The sequence below is a fragment of the Methylobacter sp. S3L5C genome (genome assembly GCF_022788635.1).
Lineage (GTDB): Bacteria > Pseudomonadota > Gammaproteobacteria > Methylococcales > Methylomonadaceae > Methylobacter_C.
This window is the reverse complement of the sequence record NZ_CP076024.1, coordinates 3,369,717-3,387,401: the sequence shown is the minus strand read 5'-3', so window position 1 is coordinate 3,387,401 and position 17,685 is coordinate 3,369,717. Positions and strand designations below refer to the sequence as shown.

The window sequence follows — 17,685 nt, the reverse complement described above, 5'->3', positions numbered from 1 at the left end:
ATTTGTGTAATCATCACCCGAAAGTGGGTTCTGGGGTGTATCTACGAGAACTGGATATCCATGCCACAAAAGTGATTCCCGGAAAAAACTGCCCGGATTAAATATTCCATAAGCTGTTTAGTCGTCAAGCGTCTTTTTACATAAAGGTGATTGCAGAGGCTTCCGTATTAAATATAAAACACTACATTTCACGAAAATCCAAATAATATTTGAAAGTAAGATAAATAAAAAATAAAAAATAAAAAATAAAAAATAAAAAGGATAATGTCGCATGAATAACTTACGTATTTTAGTCACGGGTGGTGCCGGTTTTGTCGGATCACATTTATGTGATCGACTGATTGCTGACGGCCATGAGGTTCTTTGTGCCGATAATTTTTTTACGGGGCGCAAAAAAAATGTGGAGCATTTGTTTGGGCATCCAAGATTTGAGTTGTTAAGACATGACATTACTTTTCCCCTTTTTGTTGAAGTGGATCAAATCTACAATTTGGCTTGTCCCGCATCACCCATTCATTATCAGCACGATCCCGTCCAGACCACCAAGACTAGTGTTCATGGTGCGATTAATATGCTCGGCCTTGCCAAGCGTATTCATGCAAAAATATTGCAGGCTTCAACATCTGAAGTGTATGGTGATCCGGAAATACATCCTCAAACAGAAAGCTATTGGGGAAGAGTTAATACGATTGGGCTGCGGGCGTGTTATGACGAAGGAAAGCGGTGTGCTGAAACGCTATTTTTTGACTATCATCGGCAGCACAAGTTGGATATTAAAGTAATCCGTATCTTCAATACCTATGGCACCCGCATGCATCCGTGTGATGGTCGGGTAGTCTCTAATTTTATTGTCCAGGCACTACAAAATAAGGACATTACGCTTTACGGTGATGGTTCACAAACACGCAGCTTTCAGTATGTAGACGATCTTATAGAGGGAATGGTAAGAATGATGGCTAGCGAAGTTGGCTTTACTGGCCCTGTCAATATGGGAAATCCAAATGAGTTTACTATCAAGCAGTTGGCAGAAAGAATATTGCAGCTCATTCCTGAAAGCGGGAGTAAAGTTATATATGAACCGTTGCCTATGGATGACCCTAAGCAAAGGCAACCAGACATTACACTCGCTCGTGAGAAGCTTGGCTGGTCTCCTACTATTAAGCTGGACGATGGCTTGGTAAAGACAATCGAGTATTTTAGAAAGATACTGTAATGTCTGTCGAACGATATTGTTTTTTTGTCCTACTATACTTTGACCGTAGCTTATAACTATTACGGGATAGTGAAATAACTATGATAGTTGATGATATTTTGGCGATTTTACTTGAAATTGCAAAAAATCTTGGGCTATAAAGCGGGACAAAACAGAAGTATAGGCTTTGCCTGTTCGCAAGCAGGGCTTGCGCTCCACATGTCACAATCTATTAACTTTGGCACGCCTTAATTTGGCAGCCATAAAACAGGGGTGTACCAATGATATTTTTTAGCAGGAAGGTAAGTTGATAAAGCACAACCCCATTATCAGCATTGTAGGCATCTGCACAGACACTGCCATTAAGTTAAGAAAAGCTTCGTTATCTCGGCTTAACTTAATGACAGTGGCCTACAGCGTGGGGCCGAATAAATGACACATCCTTTTGTTTCGCTCTTAATGCCTACGCGAGATCGCCCCACTTTGGTCGATCGGTTTATTAAAAGCCTGGTAACCCATACTAATGACTTGATTCAGGTTGAGATTATTCTCTATATAGATGAGGATGATACCGACAGTCATCATCTTGGTAGTGACGATGTTTCCGTTGTTACTATCATTGGGCCGCGTATGTCAATGGGTTGTTATAACTCGGCTTGTCTGGAAAAGGCACGGGGTGACATTATCATCCTTGTTAACGATGATATGGTGATCGGTACACAAGACTGGGATATCCGGATTATAAACTTGCACGCAAGTGTTCCCGACAAAATTTATCTGGCCTACGGTAATGATCTTTTTAAGAAGGGTAACCTTTGTACATTCCCGATTTTGTCACGGCGCACCTGCGAACTGTTGTTAGAGCCTTATCCTAAAGAATATCAAGGTGCATTTATTGACTACCATTTATTTGATATCTTTAAACGCCTTCAATATGCTGGATTTGATCGACTTTATTACCTGGACGATGTTATTTTTGAACATTTGCATTATCGAACCGGAAAAGCTCTTTTTGATGATACCTATCAAAAGCGTGGCCGTTTTGCCGATGATCACACTTTTTTGGCATTAATCAATTCTCGCAAAAAAGTGGCTACTCGGTTGTTGCAAGTTTTACGTGGCGAAGAACCTGAGGTTTTATACTGTCCTGAAAGCGGCAAAATAGAAAAGGTTCCTGAGACACTGTTTAAGGCCATTGCAGAATTTACTCGCAAGCTTTTATTTGACTGTGGCTTACCTTTCCGTTGGAGAGCTTATCTTTGGGTATGGTTTATCGGTAGATATATGGCCGGACGGGGAATGCTGTGGCCGTTTGTGCGTTAGCATAACAATTATAGTTCTAGTGATTTACAGTGGGTAACAAACGCGGAGCGCTGTTCCTTGATCGTGACGGTGTCATTAATGTGGAGACGAACTATGTTTATCGCATTAACGATTTTATGTTTATTGACGGTATATTCGATCTTTGCCGTAGTGCTATAGCAGTAGGCATGGCGATTGTAGTGGTGACAAATCAGGCAGGAATAGGGCGTGGCTACTATACTGAAGATCAGTTTTGTGAATTGTCGGATTGGATGTGTGAGCGTTTTTCAGAAGAAGGTGTCAACATTTCTGGCGTGTATTTTTGCCCCTATCATGCTGAACACGGTATCGGAAAATACAAAGCAGATTCCTTCGATCGCAAGCCCAATCCAGGGATGATTCTGCGTGCCAGGGATGATCTGGGACTATCGCTTGAGGACTCGATTCTGGTGGGGGACAAAGCTTCTGACATGATTGCTGCACGCACCGCAAAGGTAGGCAAGGTCGTATTAATGGCACCACCGCACATAGTCGTATCTCCTCAACCGGATTTACAACTTGATTGTTTACTTACGATTAATGAAATACTGTTTCACCTTCGTTAATTTGTCGCCGCTACGTCTTACGAGAAAAGTAAATGAATGAAAATTCTTATGATTATTTGATAGTGGGTGCAGGTATTGTCGGCTTGACCGTTGCGCACGAGCTTAAAATGCGCTTTCCATCTGCAAAAATAGGTGTCTTGGACAAGGAAGCCAATTCAGGTTTACACGCAAGCGGTCGTAATAGTGGTGTGTTGCATAGTGGTATTTACTACAGCAGTGACACGCTCAAAGCCAAGGTTTGTAGTGTTGGTGCCGCGAGGATGATGGCTTTTGCTCAAGAACACGGTATTCCCTGCTCGAAATCCGGCAAGGTAATCGTGGCTACGTCCGAGAAGGATTTGCCAACGGTAAAGCGTCTGCTACGCAATGCCAATGAAAACGGGATACGCGCTTGGCGCATTGATGAAAAAGAGCTGCATGAAATCGAACCGTATGCAGTTCCGGGACTGGCAGCGATTTATTCGCCAGACACGGCAGTAATAGATAGTCGCGCGGTGGTCAATCAGTTAACGGTTCTACTTGAGCAACAGGGTGTTCAATTTCTATGGCGTCATGGTTTTAGAAAGCTGGGTCGATCTGGTGAAGTGGTTACCGACCAAGGGAAACTTTCTTTTGGTTATCTTTTTAATTGTGCGGGAGCTTACGCTGATGTTGTGGCTAAAAGCTTTGGCCTGGCCTCTGACTATGCACTGGTGCCTTTTAAGGGTATTTACTGGAAGCTGAGGCCGGAAGCTGAACACTTGGTTCGTGCCAATATTTACCCGGTTCCGGATATCGAACTGCCTTTTTTGGGCGTCCATTTAACCCGTGTTATCAGCGGAGATGTGTATGTCGGACCCACTGCCATACCTGCGCTTGGCCGTGAGAATTATGGATTGATTCAAGGCATTAGACCGTTGGAAGCCATTGATGTTGGCTATCGTTTGGCTGGAATGTACTTAGGTAATCGATATAACTTTCGTCGCATGGCGCATATGGAGTTAGCCAAGTACATGAAACACAATTTCGTTTTGGCTGCGCAGCGTTTGCTTCTATCGATTACTTCTGAGGATATGATCCCAACTCCTAAAGCAGGTATTCGTCCACAGCTTGTCAATTTGCGTGAAGGGAAGTTGGAAATGGATTATATTTTTCAGCATACTGATCATTCTACCCACGTACTTAATGCAATTTCTCCTGCCTTTACCAGCTCGTTCGCGTTCGCGGAAATGATCGTAAATAGCAGTAATATAGTTTGAAGTAAGAATAATGATGACGCATTGTTACCATCTTTTTCTATGGCAGATGAACTCGATGTGTCTGTTGCATGGTATCACTGACGGCAAATATGATGATTTTTCTTTGACCGAAAATCATTCTAACGGTGTTGGGCTGAAAAAATACAAAGCAGGTAATTGAATGACAGAGAATTCAGGTAACGTGGTTTGGCACGGCGGGCATGTAAGCAGTGAAGATAGAGAGTTTTTATTGGGTCAATAAAGCGCTCACAATTTGGCTTACAGGGCTTAGTGCTGCAGGAAAATCCACTTTGGCTTTTGCGCTTGAAAAAGCACTGTTCGCTGAAGGTCGTACTTGCTATGTACTGGATGGCGACAACATCCGTCATGGGCTAAATAAAAATCTCGGTTTCTCCAATGAAAATCGTACAGAGAATATTCGTCGTATTACCGAAGTCGCCCGACTTATGAACGATGCCGGTATGATTGTAATGTAAGCGCGTAGCGCCACCATCTTAAAACATTCTAAATGCACTGGTATCCTTCAGTTTTTTTCTGAGGATATCTCATGGCATTAACTGAACAGCAACTAAAACATATAAAAACATGGCAAGCGTGTGGTTCCTCGCAAACAGCTTATTGCCAAACACATGCATTGAATAAAAAAACGTTTTCAAGATGGTTTAGCAATTATCAAGCACTTTCCCAAGCAATGGCACCTTCGTTGATTGCAATCGACGTTACACAACCGATTACAACTCCGCCGGCGATAAATGAACCCTTACGACTACGGTTAGCCAATGGACTCTCATTGGAGCTGCCTGTTAACGCCTCGCCGCGCTGGCTTGCGGAGCTATTACAATGCCTGGGTTAATAACAGATCCTATGGCTATTTGGTTGGCAGTCGAGCCCGTGGACATGCTGCGTGGCATTGATGGCTTGTCGATGATTGCCCAAGAAGCTTTGTGTAAGGTGCCTTGCTCAGGTGTCGCCATCGTGTTCCGCAATCGCCCCGGTAATCGCATCAAAGTGTTGCTCTGGGATGCTACTGGCGTGTGGCTGTGTCAACGTCGTTTACATGTAGGTGGTTTCGTTTGACCAAAGTCTACAGACACCTGTTTTTCGGTGACGTTTGAGCAATGGCAATGGTTAATTGCCGGGGTGAACTGGCAGCGCTTGTCGGCCATCCTGCCAGCAGATTTACAGATGTAAACGATAACTCTTCAGTAAGCTATTTTTTCGCTTTAGCCCAGTAATAACAAGGCTTTCATGGTTTTTTTGTTATAATATCACCATGAAATCACTTAGCCAGTTTGAACAGTTTGACCTCGAAACCGCCTCTAAAACCCAGGTGGCAGAAATGGTTCGTGCGCTGCTCGAACAGACTAAGAAAGATGCGCAAGAAATTTAACGTAAAACAGTTGAGCTTCAAAGCAAAGAAGATAAAATCCAAGCATTAACTTACGAGCTTATCCTACCTACGCAGGATCAGATACGGCGCTAAAACCGAAGCCTTTAGTCAGCTACAAAAGGGTCTGTTTGAGGAGTCTTGGAACGAAGACGTCGCCGCTGCTGAGGCGGCACTTGAACAGTTAAGCGCCACTGTGCCGGTCGACAACGATTGTAAACCTAAACGGCCCCGCGCTGGACGCCAGCCATTACCCGAGCATTTGCCACGTATTGAGTTTCGGCACGAGCCCGATGCTTGCCAGTGTGGTATTACTGTTGTTCCCAAAGATTATCATTTTCTTGTTAATACCGAATAACATCAGTAATTAATATTCCCATCCTCCGGAAACCGTAAGAAATGATCCGGTCATCGCTTCAGGGCTGTCAAAAATCAGCCATTTGACGGTTTTTCCTATTTCATCGGGATAGACAGGGCGACCGTAGGGAATTTGTTCAGCCATATTTTGACGCTCTTCAATGGATATGTTGCCTTCTTCGACCAGGCCTGGACAGATTGCGTTGACTCTTACTTTAAAAGGCGCCAAAGCGGTAGCCAGGCTTTTTGTTAAGACGGCAACACCTGTTTTTGCGGCGCAATAACCTGCTGACATTGGCCGGGCTTTAATGCTTTCTACCCCGGAAAAAGCGAAGTTGATAATATGACCTTGGTTTTTTTTTAGTGTTTCCAGCGCGTAATGGCAGGTGTTAAAACAAGTGCTTAAATTGGATTGGATATCTTGCTCCCATTCCTGTGGCGATACGGTCAAGATATCTTTATAGACAAAAGGTCCAATGACATTAATAAGTACATCGATGTTGCCAAATTCTTTCAAGGTGTTTTGAATCAAATTTTTAGCTGATGATGCTTGAGTCAGATCCGCTTGAAACAGCTTGTTATTGATATTTTTATTATCCAGCCATTCTTTTAGCGATTCGGCTTTAGTCTGATTGGAATAATATTGTAATGCCAGGTTTACCGAGTGATCGGCAAGTGCTTTTGCTACGGCAATACCGATGTCAGAATTACTGCCGGTGATTAAAATAGTTTTCATTAAATGCCTTAATTAATAGGTTTTTTTATAAATTGCACTGTTGTTAAAAACACGAACGTACAATGCCGCCATCTACCCGTAAAGCGGCACCGGTGATAGCTGAGGCAACGGGACTGCAAACAAATGTCACCAAACTGGCGACCTCATCAGGCGTTGCGAATCGTTTGATCAGCGAACTGGGTCGTGCGCTTTCAACAAATTCCTTTTCAAAATCAGCGAATTCAAGTCCGCCACTGAGTTGCGTCACAAAATCTTCAACGCCAGCTGTTCGAGTCGGCCCGGGAAGAATGGCATTAACAGTAACCCCGGTTCCGGCACAAGACTCGGCCAAGCCACGTGAAAGAGCGAGCTGAGCTGTCTTTGTAGTACCGTAATGAATCATTTCCGCAGGAATTTGAATAGCACTTTCGCTACTGATAAAAATAATCCGTCCCCAATTTTTTTGCTTCATGCCGGAAATATAAGCGCGGCTAAGACGCACACCACTGAGTACGTTGACCTCAAAAAATCGCAGCCAATCTTCATCAGGAATTTCCTCGAAAGGTTTGGGTTCAAAAATGCCGAGATTGTTGACGAGAATATCCACAGCAGGGAAGTGCAAGAGTAGAGCTTCGATTGTTTCTGCTTTGGAAAAGTCACCAACAAAGCCTTCGATTTTTGCTTCCGGCACAGTCTGTCGAATTTGTTTTAAGGCGTTGTCGACCGCTTCATTCGAACGCCCGTTGACAATGACATGCGCTCCTTCCGAGGCTAGTTGGCTGGCAATGGAAAAGCCGATACCCTTGGTAGAGCCCGAAATAAAAGCTGTTTTATCTGTTAGTTTTAGGTTCATGGTTTATGAGATGTGAGTGGGTGCTTGATAACGTCTGATATGAAATAGGCGCGCTGATGGGACTTTAATTTATCGACAAAAATGTGAGACATGAATTATTTTAGACTTGTCAGCTTACTACAGAAAAACCAATAAACAATGGTTCTAGGTATAATAACTTCACTCACTATTCTAATTTACAAGGGGTTAGGGCGATAAACAAAGAGCTTCATCATATCTCTTGATTAGATCGGTGTAAGCAATGTGTAGAGAAAAGATGCTTGCCCAACCTAAATTGTATATTAGACAATTATAATAACAGCATAAAAATTTGGTATTTGGCTATAATGCGAGGCAATAACTAAAACTGCTGACACAGGTAAGTAATAATGACGATAACAACAAGAACACTTTCAAAATTACAAAGCTATTTTGAAATTAAGGTAGAGCAGATAAAAGATAGCGAAAATTATCAGAAGTTGCAGGCTTTACCGCCACTTAAACGCTGGGCAACGTTGGCAGGCCTGTTTTTAGTATCACAATTGGTGTTTTTTGGTTTGTTATACCTGTTTTTAGGAAAAGTGGTTGTTATCGGTTTTCTGGCCAGTATTTTAGCCGGCCTGGCTACCGGTGTTGGTGCTTTACCGGCTTTGTTTTTTAAGGATATTTCTCGTAATTTATTTAATAGTATGTTGGGTGCGGCTGCCGGTGTTATGTTGGCTGCAACTGCCTTTTCGCTATTGATGCCGGGTATGACTTATGGCAATTTAATCTGGCCGGGTAAAGGCATTTATATTGTTTCTCTGGGAATGATGGTGGGGGCAGTATTTTTGCATTACGCAGATCGCCAGTTGCCACATGTACATTTTGATTCAATCTCAGATATTCAATTATCGTCTTTAAAAAAAGTCTGGCTATTTATCATTGCCATCACTATCCATAATTTTCCTGAAGGCATGTCGGTAGGTGTCAGTTTTGGTACCGGAGATATGAAAAATGGTCTGGTTTTAGCGATTGCCATCGCTTTGCAAAATATTCCTGAAGGTTTAGCCGTTGCCTTGCCATTGGTTGGTTTGGGTTACAATAAATGGAAAGCTATCGGTATTGCTACCTTAACAGGTTTGGTTGAGCCTGTTGGTGGCTTACTGGGTATTACTATGGTGACTGTTTTTGAACCTGTTTTACCGATTGCAATGGGTTTTGCCGCCGGTGCAATGTTGTTTGTTATCAGTGAAGAAATTATCCCTGAAACGCATTCAAAGGGACGCTCGCGTTTCGCAACCTTCGCCTTGATGGGTGGTTTTATCATTATGATGATTCTGGATAATCTGCTTGGCTGATACTAAAAAACATCCAAAACAGCTTTTTTATCGTTGTTTCTGATATCAGGGCATTTTCTGCAAGGCTTGCTGCGAGGGACTTTACGCTCTTCATAGCTGTAGCTTGGCCCAAAAATAGCAGGCTGTGGAACATGATGTTCGCATTAAAACGACTGAGACAAGAATGGATAATATTCAAAATATTTTGCAACAATTTTCATTGGAGCGATTTTTATCGTTATTGGCTACCGGTAATATTACCGAGCTATCAACCACCGCTGTGACCAGTTTTGCCCTGATTGCAGCCGCAGAAATTGGCGATAAAAGTCAGTTGGTTTGTATGACCTTGGCATCCAGGCATAGAGCCATGCCGGTTTTATTGGGTGCTATCGCAGCTTTTGCCTTTTTAAATACCCTGGCTGTTGTTTTTGGTGTCGCCATTGCCAGTTGGTTACCAGAATATAGTGTCGCGGCAACCGTTGCTTTGCTGTTTGCCGTTTTTGGGATCCATTCCTTACGAATGCACGAGGAGGAAAATGATGAGTACGTTAAGGAAAAAAGTGGTCATAGTATTTTCTTGACTACTTTCTTATTGATTACTGTCGCTGAATTTGGTGACAAGACACAATTGGCAGTTGTTGCTTTAAGCAGTACTGTGACGCCACTGGCGGTATGGCTGGGATCGACAACGGCGTTGGCTTCAACATCGGCTTTGGGTATTCTTGCCGGTCGTACTATTTTAAAAAAGATTCCTTTGGTCTTGTTGCATAAAATTAGTGGCAGCATTTTTCTTGTGCTTTCTGCTTTTGCTGCTTACCGTGCTTATACCTACTACACTGTTTGATGGACTTAGGTGATGTTCTGAGAATAATATACCCAGCTTGATGGTCTTTTTATTCATTTACTGTGTAGTCAAAATAATTACGTAGCCAACTACGCACTTATTTCTCCGCCTTGTAATTAAACAAAAATCCTACGCTACTTGGGTATATTAATTCTCGGATATCATCTTGAGAAATTTGTTTATTAAAGTGCTCATGCCGGGATGCGGTCTTATCAATTGACCTATGTCATCAGTAAAGTATAAAATCAGCCGCTGATTTGAGTGCTTTTGAGTATTATTCGATAATACTTGATACCGTCAGATCTGTTTGGTCGTTTGATTAACCGAAAATGTTGGATTTCATAGAACCACCTCAATGTGAAGTCTGGCTAAGGTGATATCCAGGAATTAATAGACCTAAATATTACAGGATTTTTTATTTACACGACAAAAAATAAGCTCGCAGCTCTGATTACGCAACTATTTTGACTTGTCGTCAACAAATAAAAAGACCTGCAAGCAGGGTATGTTATTTGCAGGAAATCTCCTAAATACTAATTGTGAGGTGATCTTTTTTGGATATATATTATGGATAAACTAAAAGCACTCTCTTTCGATTCACTAACAGCGCTCTCTTTAAGTATTGGCGGTCTGGCCGGAGTTGCAACATTTTTGGCAGTAGGACCTTTGAGTGGTTTCTTTTTTATATGGGCAGCGACTATCGCATGGGCTGCTTACTTTTTTCTGGGTGCCAGCAAAGAAGCATTGATAAACACTATCGTATGCGGAATTTTCGGTGTATTTATGGCCTGGATCACGGCTATTTTGCTTACCCATATTCCATCTACAGCGATTCTTGGTTTTCCAGCTATGGCTGCCATTACCGTAGCCGTTGCTGTTGTCGTTATGTGTCTGGCTGCAAATATCCCACAACTTGCCACAATACCTGCCAGCGTATTAGGTTATTCATCAACTTTTGCCTATTTGTTGCAAACACCTGATAAGTTAAATCAGGATGTTCTGTGGAGTATTTCTCTGAGCAACCCTTTACTGGTTATCTCTATTTCCATTGTTGTTGGTACTTATTTTGGTCAATGGTCAGCACAACTGAGTGCAAAACTAACCAAGTAAACTGATTACAAACTAATAAATTGCATGAGGTGGGTAATGCTGTTTTACCCACCCATACCTTTATTGTAGTACCCATACCGATAGTGTCGGGTTTTTAAGTTTTCCGAATAATAACTTATTTTACAAGTTCAGTTTATTCTTACGCCTCGTTACTCGACTATACCTTTTCAGAATTTAACTTCTCTATAATTTTCGATTTCATTTGATGCAGAATAACAAGGAGCGACTGATTCAATCATTGCATTTGCAATGACTTTGCCTACAATGACTTTCCCAGTAATAAATTATCAGGAAATTTTATGCTAATTCTCGGTGTGGATATAGGTGGGTCAGGTATTAAAGGCGCTGTTGTTGATACGGTAACGGGTGAACTGGTCACCGAGCGTCATCGTATTGATACACCGCAACCGGCAACGCCAGAAGCGATTGCAGCAATCCTGGCGCAACTGGTCATTCATTTCAACTGGAGCGGCTTGGTTGGATGTGGTTTTCCTGCTGCTATTCAACACGGTATACCGAAGACAGCGGCTAATATAGCGCCATCGTTTATCGGTATCAATATCGATAGGCTGTTTTCAGAAGCGACTAAATGTTCCTGTTATAGTTTGAATGATGCCGATGCGGCCGGCATGGCAGAAATGCATTTTGGTGAAGGAGTAGGTCAATCCGGGGTTGTTTTACTGATAACCGTTGGTACCGGCTTGGGTACGGTTTTTTTTAGTGATGGAAAGTTACTTCCCAATACGGAATTAGGCCATGTATATTTAAAAAACGGCAAAAAAGCCGAGCATTACACCTCAGATGCCGTTCGGAAAAATAAAAATTTGAGCTGGAAAGTTTGGGGAAAGCGCTTCAACACTTATCTGATGCAGATGGAAGCGCTGTTCTGGCCTGATTTGATCATTCTTGGCGGTGGTGCCAGCAAAAAGTTCAACAAATTTAATAAACAAATTACGGTAGATGCACAGGTAAAGCCAGCTGCCTTTTTAAATCAGGCCGGTATTGTGGGTGCGGCATTGTATGCACAATCGAAAAACACCCTGACTGATAATTAACCAGCCCTCTTAAATCTGCTTTAGTACATATCAAGTTATGTTGGAACAGAAAACAGGCGATTTTCTGCGACTCGCACACGAAAAGGATTAATCGTATGAATATAAAAACAAAATTACGCTGGGGTATTTTAGGTGCTGCTCGTGTAAATGAGCGCTTGCTTCCGGCTATCGTTGAAGCGTCAAATGCGAAGTTGGTGGCCATTGCCAGTCGTCGTCCTGGCGCCGCTGCGAAAATAATGGCTCAATACGCGCCACAGCATCAGTCTGTTAAAACGTATGATAATCTCGAAGATTTGCTAAGCGATACTAACGTTGATGCCGTGTACTTGCCTCTTGCCAATCATGAACATGCCGAATGGGTACTACGTGCCATAGCATGCGGCAAGCATGTGTTGTGCGAAAAACCGATGGCGTTGACAGTTGCTGATATTGAAGCCATTAAAGTTGCGGCTATCAAGCATAAAGTGACAGTCATGGAAGGTTTTATGTATCGATTTCACCCGCAATACGCACGGGTTCAGGAATTGATTCATTCCGGGCTAATTGGCGAAGTAAGATTTGTGCGTGCCAGTTATTCTTTTATGATGAAACCTGCACGGCTATATCGTCTGGTAGAAAGTGTTGAGCATGGCGGTGGTGCCATGTGGGATATTGGCTGTTATGCAATTCATTCGGCACGGATGTTTTTTAAGGAAACTCCGGTCGCGGTAACCGCGATGGCCAAGTATGTTGAGAGTGGTGCTGATATTACTACCAGCGGTATCATTGATTTCGGTGCCGGAAAACAGGCACATTTTGATTTTAGCTTTGAGCGTGCAAGGCGCTCTGAATATGAGATTACCGGGTCAAAAGGCGGTATAAAATGCCATACTGTCTGGCAATCTCCGGGAGATGTCCCCACCATTTCCTGGTGGACTGAAGATGGCAGGCACTGCGAAGAGCAACTGCCCGTTGAGAATCATTTCCGTCTTGAAATTGAGCATTTCAGTGATTGTGTGTTAAATAACCGCCAACCTGCATTATCGTTGGATGATGCTAAAGCCAATTGCAAGGTTATTGTTGCGGCTTTGCAATCTGCCACTGAAGGGCGAGTGGTAAAATTGACCAAGCTTAAATAACTGATTATAAAAATAAAAGTCAAATAACGTTATGAAATGTTATAAAATAACAGGTTTTGAATATAAAGGCCGAGTTTTCGGTATATAAAAACAGTGGCTTAAGTTTTATGCGATGTCCATTTTGTGCGGCACAAGATACACGAGTCCTTGATTCCCGATTAATAAATGAAGGGGATCAGGTTCGTCGTCGACGTGAATGTAATGTCTGCAAGGAACGCTTCACCACGTTTGAAATAGCAGAATTAACTATGCCACGTGTTGTCAAGCGTGATGGTAACCGCCAGCCTTTTGAAGAGCGAAAATTGCGCTCGGGAATGCTTAAAGCCTTGGAAAAAAGACCGGTTGATAGTGATGCTATTGAAGCGGCAATTAATCGTATAAAAAAAGAGTTAATGCAACGGGGGGAGCGTGAAATTGCCGTGGAGGAATTGGGTGAAAAAGTCATGAAAGAGTTAAGTTCACTGGATCATGTGGCTTTTGTAAGGTTTGCATCGGTGTATCGCAGTTTTCAGGATGTCAGTGAATTTACTGAGATGATTGAAGATTTACAAAAAAAATGAGTTCACCCAGTGAAGATGCTTTTTATATGGCCAGAGCGATTCAACTGGCTAAAAAAGGTCGCTATACGACGGACCCCAACCCCCGTGTAGGCTGTGTTTTAGTCAGAAATGGCGAAGTTATTGGTGAAGGCTGGCATGCTAAAACGGGCCTTGGACACGCAGAAGTTGAAGCATTAAAAAATGTTCAGGATGCTCGCGGTGCAACTGCTTATGTCACCTTGGAGCCTTGTAGTCATCATGGCAAAACACCGCCTTGCAGTGATGCGCTGATAACCGCCGGTGTAAGTCGTGTTGTGGTTGCCATGCAAGATCCTAATCCGCTGGTGTCAGGTCGTGGCTTGGAAAAACTGAAAGCCGCCGGCATTAAAGTAAGTTGTGGTGTATTGGAAGAAGATGCACTGGCATTAAATCGGGGTTTTATTAAAAGAGTGACAGTAACGCGTCCCTTTGTCCGCAGCAAGTTGGCGATGAGTCTGGATGGACGTACTGCGATGGCCTCTGGAGAAAGTAAATGGATAACTTCAGCCGAAGCCAGAGCGGATGTACATCGCTTAAGAGCGGAGAGTTCGGCTATTTTAACGGGTATTAATACGGTATTAGCGGATGATCCCGCGTTAAATGCCAGGGTTGCCTGGGATGTTGTGCAACCGGTTAGAGTGGTACTTGATTCTGCCTTGAACATGCCGGTTACTGCCAAAATGGCAAAGTTGGCTGGACGTAGTCTGATTTTGACGTGCTCACAGGATGAACAAAAGCGGCAAGCTTTGCAGGCAGCTGGTTTTGAAGTTTATACGCTGGCCGATAAAAATGGCCGGCTTGATCTGTCTGCCGTGATGGCTTTTTTAGCGCAACAACAAATTAATGAGTTGCTGGTTGAAGCAGGCTCGATAATTAATGGCGCGTTACTGGCTGAAGGCCTGGTTGATGAATGGGTGGTTTATATGGCACCCTGTATCCTTGGTGATCAAGGGCGAGGATTATTTACCGTACCTGGATTGCAGCATATGGCGGATAAAAAAACGTTACATGTAAGCGATGTCAGGCAGATTGGGCCAGATATAAAGTTAACATTGACTGCATCATAGCGTGCTTTTTTCTATTATTAATCGGTGCATGGCATGCGCCCTAAATGACACAGAGGCCTAATGTTTACAGGTATTATTTTAGCCGTAGGTAAAATAGCAGCAATCGGTCGTCGGGCAGGGGCTTGCCAGCTTAAGATAGACACCGGCAAGTTATCACTAACAGATGTGGTGCTGGGTGACAGTATCGCTGTTAACGGCGTTTGTTTAACGGCAGTGGAGTTGGGAGCGCATTATTTTTGTGCCGATGTTTCCAATGAAACCTTGTCAAGAAGCATTTTAAATACCGCAACGGTGGGTACGCCTGTTAATCTGGAGCTGGCTTTAACGCCGTCAACCCGGATGGGTGGGCATATTGTTAGCGGGCATGTTGACGGTATCGGTAAAGTGACAGAAAAAAAAGCGGATGGAAATTCGTATCGCTTTACCGTTAAAGCCCCTGATAATCTGGCTAAATATATCGCTGAAAAAGGCTCTATCTGTATCAACGGTATTAGTTTGACAGTCAACGAGGTTAAGGGTGCTCAATTCAGTGTTAATATCGTACCGTACACACTGAAAGATACGACGCTGGGTTCAGCGACAGTTGGTACTGAGGTTAATCTTGAAGTAGATTTACTGGCGCGTTATATGGAGCGATTAATGCAAGGCAAGTCAGCAGCTTATGATCAGGGTGGCATTACAGAAGAATTATTGCAAAAGAGTGGGTTTTTTGGCTAATGAATACAATTGAAGAAATTATAGACGATTTACGGTTAGGAAAAATGGTCATCATTATGGATGATGAAGATCGTGAAAATGAGGGCGACCTGTTAATGGCTGCCGCTTTTACGCGACCGGAAGATATTAATTTTATGGCCCGTTACGGACGTGGCTTGATTTGTTTAACCTTAACCAGTGAGCGTTGTCAGCAGTTACGTTTACCGTTGATGGTTAATGAGAATAAAACCGCACATTCGACCAATTTTACCGTTTCTATTGAAGCGGCAGTTGGTGTGACCACCGGTATTTCTGCTGCTGATCGTGCCCGAACGGTTCAAAGTGCTGTGGCACCCAATGCCACGGCAGATGATTTGGTACAGCCCGGGCATATATTCCCTTTAATGGCCAATCCTGGTGGCGTACTGCGCCGTGCCGGACACACCGAAGCGGGTTGTGATCTGGCTAAACTGGCGGGTGTCGACCCTTCTGCTGTTATAGTAGAAATCCTTAATGAAGACGGTACCATGGCGAGACGACCGGATTTGGAGGTATTTGCCAAGCAACATAATCTTAAGATGGGTACTATCGCTGATTTGATTCATTATCGTATTCAGCATGAAAACACGCTGGAACGCATTAGTGAATGTGTGTATCCCACGGAATTTGGTGATTTTCGTCTCTATGCTTATCAAGACCAGAACGATAATAATCTGCATCTGGCTTTGGTTATGGGCAAGGTCTCGGGTGACGAGCCGGTTTTAGTTCGCGTTCATGCCCGTAATTTACTGGATGATATATTTTCATCAAAACGAAATGACTCCAGCGTTTCAATTCGAACCGCCATGCAAAAAATTGCCGAGGAAGGTCGCGGCGTTTTGGTGGTAATCAGGCAAAGTGAAGATAATAAAGCACTGGCAGAATTAATTCATCGCTATCAGTTGGAAGATAACGGTGTACTCAGCACGGTTAACGCGCCAGCTGCAGAACATTGGCGACTGACCGGAACCGGTGCAAGAATACTGGCCGACTTGGGCGTACATAAATTAAAAGTACTGGGCGCCCAGAAAAAATATGTTGGCTTATCCGGGTATGATTTGGAAGTGTCTGAGCATGTAGCCTGAATTGCCAATCGGCAATACCCTCTTGGAAATTGACGCGTTGTAGTTTATCGGTCAATAGAGTGGCTTAGCCGGATCAATAGTGATCACAACAATGCTTGGCTTAGGCTAAGTCAAGCGATAACACCATTTTATGGTGTTGTTTTAGTTAACAGAATTTTGTAATTTAATTAGAGAAAAAGCATGTCAGCAATAAAAACGTTTGAAGGAAATTTATTGGCACAGGGCGGTAAATTTTGTATCGTAGCGTCCCGTTTTAACAGTTTTATCGTTGAGCAATTAGAAGCCGGTGCCATAGATACACTGGTTCGTCATGGTGCCGATAAAGCCGATATTCATCTGGTTAAAGCGCCCGGTGCATTTGAGTTGCCGATGGTAGTGCAGCGCATTGCCGCAATCAAAAAATATGATGCGATTATCGCCGTTGGCGCAGTCATTCGTGGTGGTACGCCACATTTTGAATATGTTGCCGGTGAATGTGTAAAAGGCTTGGCACAGGTTTCCCTGCAATATAATATCCCGGTTAGTTTTGGCGTTTTAACCGTTGACTCAATTGAGCAGGCGATAGAACGTGCCGGCACAAAAGCAGGTAATAAGGGCGCGGAAGCAGCAATGTCAGCCATTGAAATGGTGAATTTATTTAATAACCTGGAAGCCTGATGAGTTCAACGCGTACTAATGCCCGTAAAGCGGCTGTCCAGGCATTATATCAATGGCAAATGACAGGGCAGAGTCTGGTTGAAATCGAGCGACAATTTATCGAAGAAGAGCGTCTGAAAGATGTTCAAAAAAGCTATTTTACCGAGCTGTTTCACGGTGTGCCTAAAAATTTGGCTGCCATAGATGAAGCCTTGGCTGAATTTGTCGATCGTCCGGTCGATATGATTGATCCTGTTGAAAGAGCTATTTTAAGAATTGGTGTCTATGAATTAATGAATCGATTGGATATGCCTTATCGCGTCGTTTTAAATGAAGGCATTAATCTGGCCAAGTACTTTGGTGCTGATGGCAGTCATAAATATGTTAACGGCATATTGGATAAAGTGGCTCAGCAAAAAAGAACGGTAGAAATTAGGAGTAGGGCGCAAAGCCCAAGGTAAAAAGCTTTAACCAGTTTTAAATGAAGCGTGGCGGGGTTTGTAACCCCGT

The 17,685-nt window shown here is 43.2% G+C and carries 20 protein-coding genes and 1 pseudogene; 19 read left to right on the top strand and 2 right to left on the bottom strand.

Annotation, left to right across the window (positions count from 1 at the left end):
• The first annotated feature begins 271 nt into the window (after nt 1–271).
• From KKZ03_RS15210 to KKZ03_RS22095, 8 genes and pseudogenes are all read left to right on the top strand, one after another.
• Complete coding sequence (locus tag KKZ03_RS15210; protein ID WP_243217653.1) at nt 272–1,213, top strand: UDP-glucuronic acid decarboxylase family protein; 942 nt, start codon at nt 272–274, stop codon at nt 1,211–1,213.
• A 411-nt stretch (nt 1,214–1,624) separates the two neighbouring features.
• The gene (locus KKZ03_RS15205) at nt 1,625–2,515 is read left to right on the top strand and encodes a glycosyltransferase family 2 protein (RefSeq protein WP_243217652.1); all 891 of its coding nucleotides are present in this window, start codon (nt 1,625–1,627) and stop codon (nt 2,513–2,515) included.
• A 29-nt stretch (nt 2,516–2,544) separates the two neighbouring features.
• Complete coding sequence (locus KKZ03_RS15200) at nt 2,545–3,099, top strand: HAD family hydrolase (RefSeq protein WP_305852356.1); 555 nt, start codon at nt 2,545–2,547, stop codon at nt 3,097–3,099.
• A 32-nt stretch (nt 3,100–3,131) separates the two neighbouring features.
• Nucleotides 3,132–4,337 carry an L-2-hydroxyglutarate oxidase gene (lhgO, locus tag KKZ03_RS15195; RefSeq protein WP_243217651.1) on the top strand — a complete coding sequence of 402 codons (1,206 nt, stop codon included), beginning with the start codon at nt 3,132–3,134 and terminating at the stop codon, nt 4,335–4,337.
• 209 nt (nt 4,338–4,546) lie between these two features.
• On the top strand, nt 4,547–4,813 hold the full coding sequence (locus KKZ03_RS15190; RefSeq protein WP_305852355.1) for an adenylyl-sulfate kinase: 267 nt from the start codon (nt 4,547–4,549) through the stop codon (nt 4,811–4,813).
• A gap of 71 nt (nt 4,814–4,884) precedes the next feature.
• The gene (locus KKZ03_RS15185) at nt 4,885–5,190 is read left to right on the top strand and encodes an IS66 family insertion sequence element accessory protein TnpB (RefSeq protein WP_243217649.1); all 306 of its coding nucleotides are present in this window, start codon (nt 4,885–4,887) and stop codon (nt 5,188–5,190) included.
• Complete coding sequence (tnpB, locus tag KKZ03_RS15180; protein ID WP_243217648.1) at nt 5,178–5,414, top strand: IS66 family insertion sequence element accessory protein TnpB; 237 nt, start codon at nt 5,178–5,180, stop codon at nt 5,412–5,414. The genes KKZ03_RS15185 and tnpB overlap by 13 nt, the downstream gene beginning before the upstream one ends.
• A 383-nt stretch (nt 5,415–5,797) precedes the next feature.
• Nucleotides 5,798–6,082, top strand: a pseudogene (locus KKZ03_RS22095) (transposase); the annotation flags it as partial.
• Nucleotides 6,083–6,091: 9 nt separating this feature from the next.
• Here KKZ03_RS22095 and KKZ03_RS15175 read toward each other — a convergent pair.
• Together KKZ03_RS15175 and KKZ03_RS15170 are read right to left on the bottom strand one after the other, a co-directional pair.
• Entirely contained in the window at nt 6,092–6,817 is a 726-nt protein-coding gene (locus KKZ03_RS15175) for an SDR family NAD(P)-dependent oxidoreductase (RefSeq protein WP_243217647.1), read from the bottom strand.
• Between the two features lie 43 nt (nt 6,818–6,860).
• Nucleotides 6,861–7,649: an SDR family NAD(P)-dependent oxidoreductase gene (locus tag KKZ03_RS15170; RefSeq protein WP_243217646.1), complete on the bottom strand. Its 789-nt coding sequence runs from the start codon at nt 7,647–7,649 to the stop codon at nt 6,861–6,863.
• A gap of 368 nt (nt 7,650–8,017) precedes the next feature.
• Between KKZ03_RS15170 and KKZ03_RS15165 the strand changes: the two genes are divergently transcribed.
• From KKZ03_RS15165 to nusB, 11 genes are all read left to right on the top strand, one after another.
• Nucleotides 8,018–8,968, top strand: a complete 951-nt coding sequence (locus tag KKZ03_RS15165; protein WP_243217645.1) for a ZIP family metal transporter — start codon at nt 8,018–8,020, stop codon at nt 8,966–8,968.
• A gap of 163 nt (nt 8,969–9,131) precedes the next feature.
• Complete coding sequence (locus KKZ03_RS15160; RefSeq protein WP_243217644.1) at nt 9,132–9,791, top strand: TMEM165/GDT1 family protein; 660 nt, start codon at nt 9,132–9,134, stop codon at nt 9,789–9,791.
• Nucleotides 9,792–10,358: 567 nt separating this feature from the next.
• On the top strand, nt 10,359–10,901 hold the full coding sequence (locus tag KKZ03_RS15155) for a DUF1097 domain-containing protein (protein WP_243217643.1): 543 nt from the start codon (nt 10,359–10,361) through the stop codon (nt 10,899–10,901).
• 299 nt (nt 10,902–11,200) lie between these two features.
• Nucleotides 11,201–11,956 carry a polyphosphate--glucose phosphotransferase gene (ppgK, locus tag KKZ03_RS15150; protein WP_243217642.1) on the top strand — a complete coding sequence of 252 codons (756 nt, stop codon included), beginning with the start codon at nt 11,201–11,203 and terminating at the stop codon, nt 11,954–11,956.
• Nucleotides 11,957–12,051: 95 nt separating this feature from the next.
• A complete protein-coding gene (locus KKZ03_RS15145; protein WP_243217641.1) occupies nt 12,052–13,074 on the top strand; it encodes a Gfo/Idh/MocA family protein in 1,023 nt (340 codons plus the stop codon).
• A gap of 107 nt (nt 13,075–13,181) precedes the next feature.
• The gene (nrdR, locus tag KKZ03_RS15140) at nt 13,182–13,634 is read left to right on the top strand and encodes a transcriptional regulator NrdR (RefSeq protein ID WP_243217640.1); all 453 of its coding nucleotides are present in this window, start codon (nt 13,182–13,184) and stop codon (nt 13,632–13,634) included.
• Complete coding sequence (gene ribD / locus KKZ03_RS15135) at nt 13,631–14,719, top strand: bifunctional diaminohydroxyphosphoribosylaminopyrimidine deaminase/5-amino-6-(5-phosphoribosylamino)uracil reductase RibD (protein ID WP_243217639.1); 1,089 nt, start codon at nt 13,631–13,633, stop codon at nt 14,717–14,719. The genes nrdR and ribD overlap by 4 nt, the downstream gene beginning before the upstream one ends.
• A 60-nt stretch (nt 14,720–14,779) precedes the next feature.
• A complete protein-coding gene (locus tag KKZ03_RS15130) occupies nt 14,780–15,436 on the top strand; it encodes a riboflavin synthase (protein ID WP_243217638.1) in 657 nt (218 codons plus the stop codon).
• Nucleotides 15,436–16,539, top strand: a complete 1,104-nt coding sequence (gene ribBA, locus KKZ03_RS15125) for a bifunctional 3,4-dihydroxy-2-butanone-4-phosphate synthase/GTP cyclohydrolase II (RefSeq protein ID WP_243217637.1) — start codon at nt 15,436–15,438, stop codon at nt 16,537–16,539. The genes KKZ03_RS15130 and ribBA overlap by 1 nt, the downstream gene beginning before the upstream one ends.
• A 180-nt stretch (nt 16,540–16,719) precedes the next feature.
• Nucleotides 16,720–17,196, top strand: coding sequence for a 6,7-dimethyl-8-ribityllumazine synthase (gene ribE, locus KKZ03_RS15120; RefSeq protein ID WP_243217636.1), 477 nt, complete (start codon nt 16,720–16,722; stop codon nt 17,194–17,196).
• Nucleotides 17,196–17,636 carry a transcription antitermination factor NusB gene (gene nusB, locus KKZ03_RS15115; RefSeq protein WP_243217635.1) on the top strand — a complete coding sequence of 147 codons (441 nt, stop codon included), beginning with the start codon at nt 17,196–17,198 and terminating at the stop codon, nt 17,634–17,636. Before ribE ends, nusB begins: the two co-directional genes overlap by 1 nt.
• Nucleotides 17,637–17,685 lie beyond the last annotated feature (49 nt).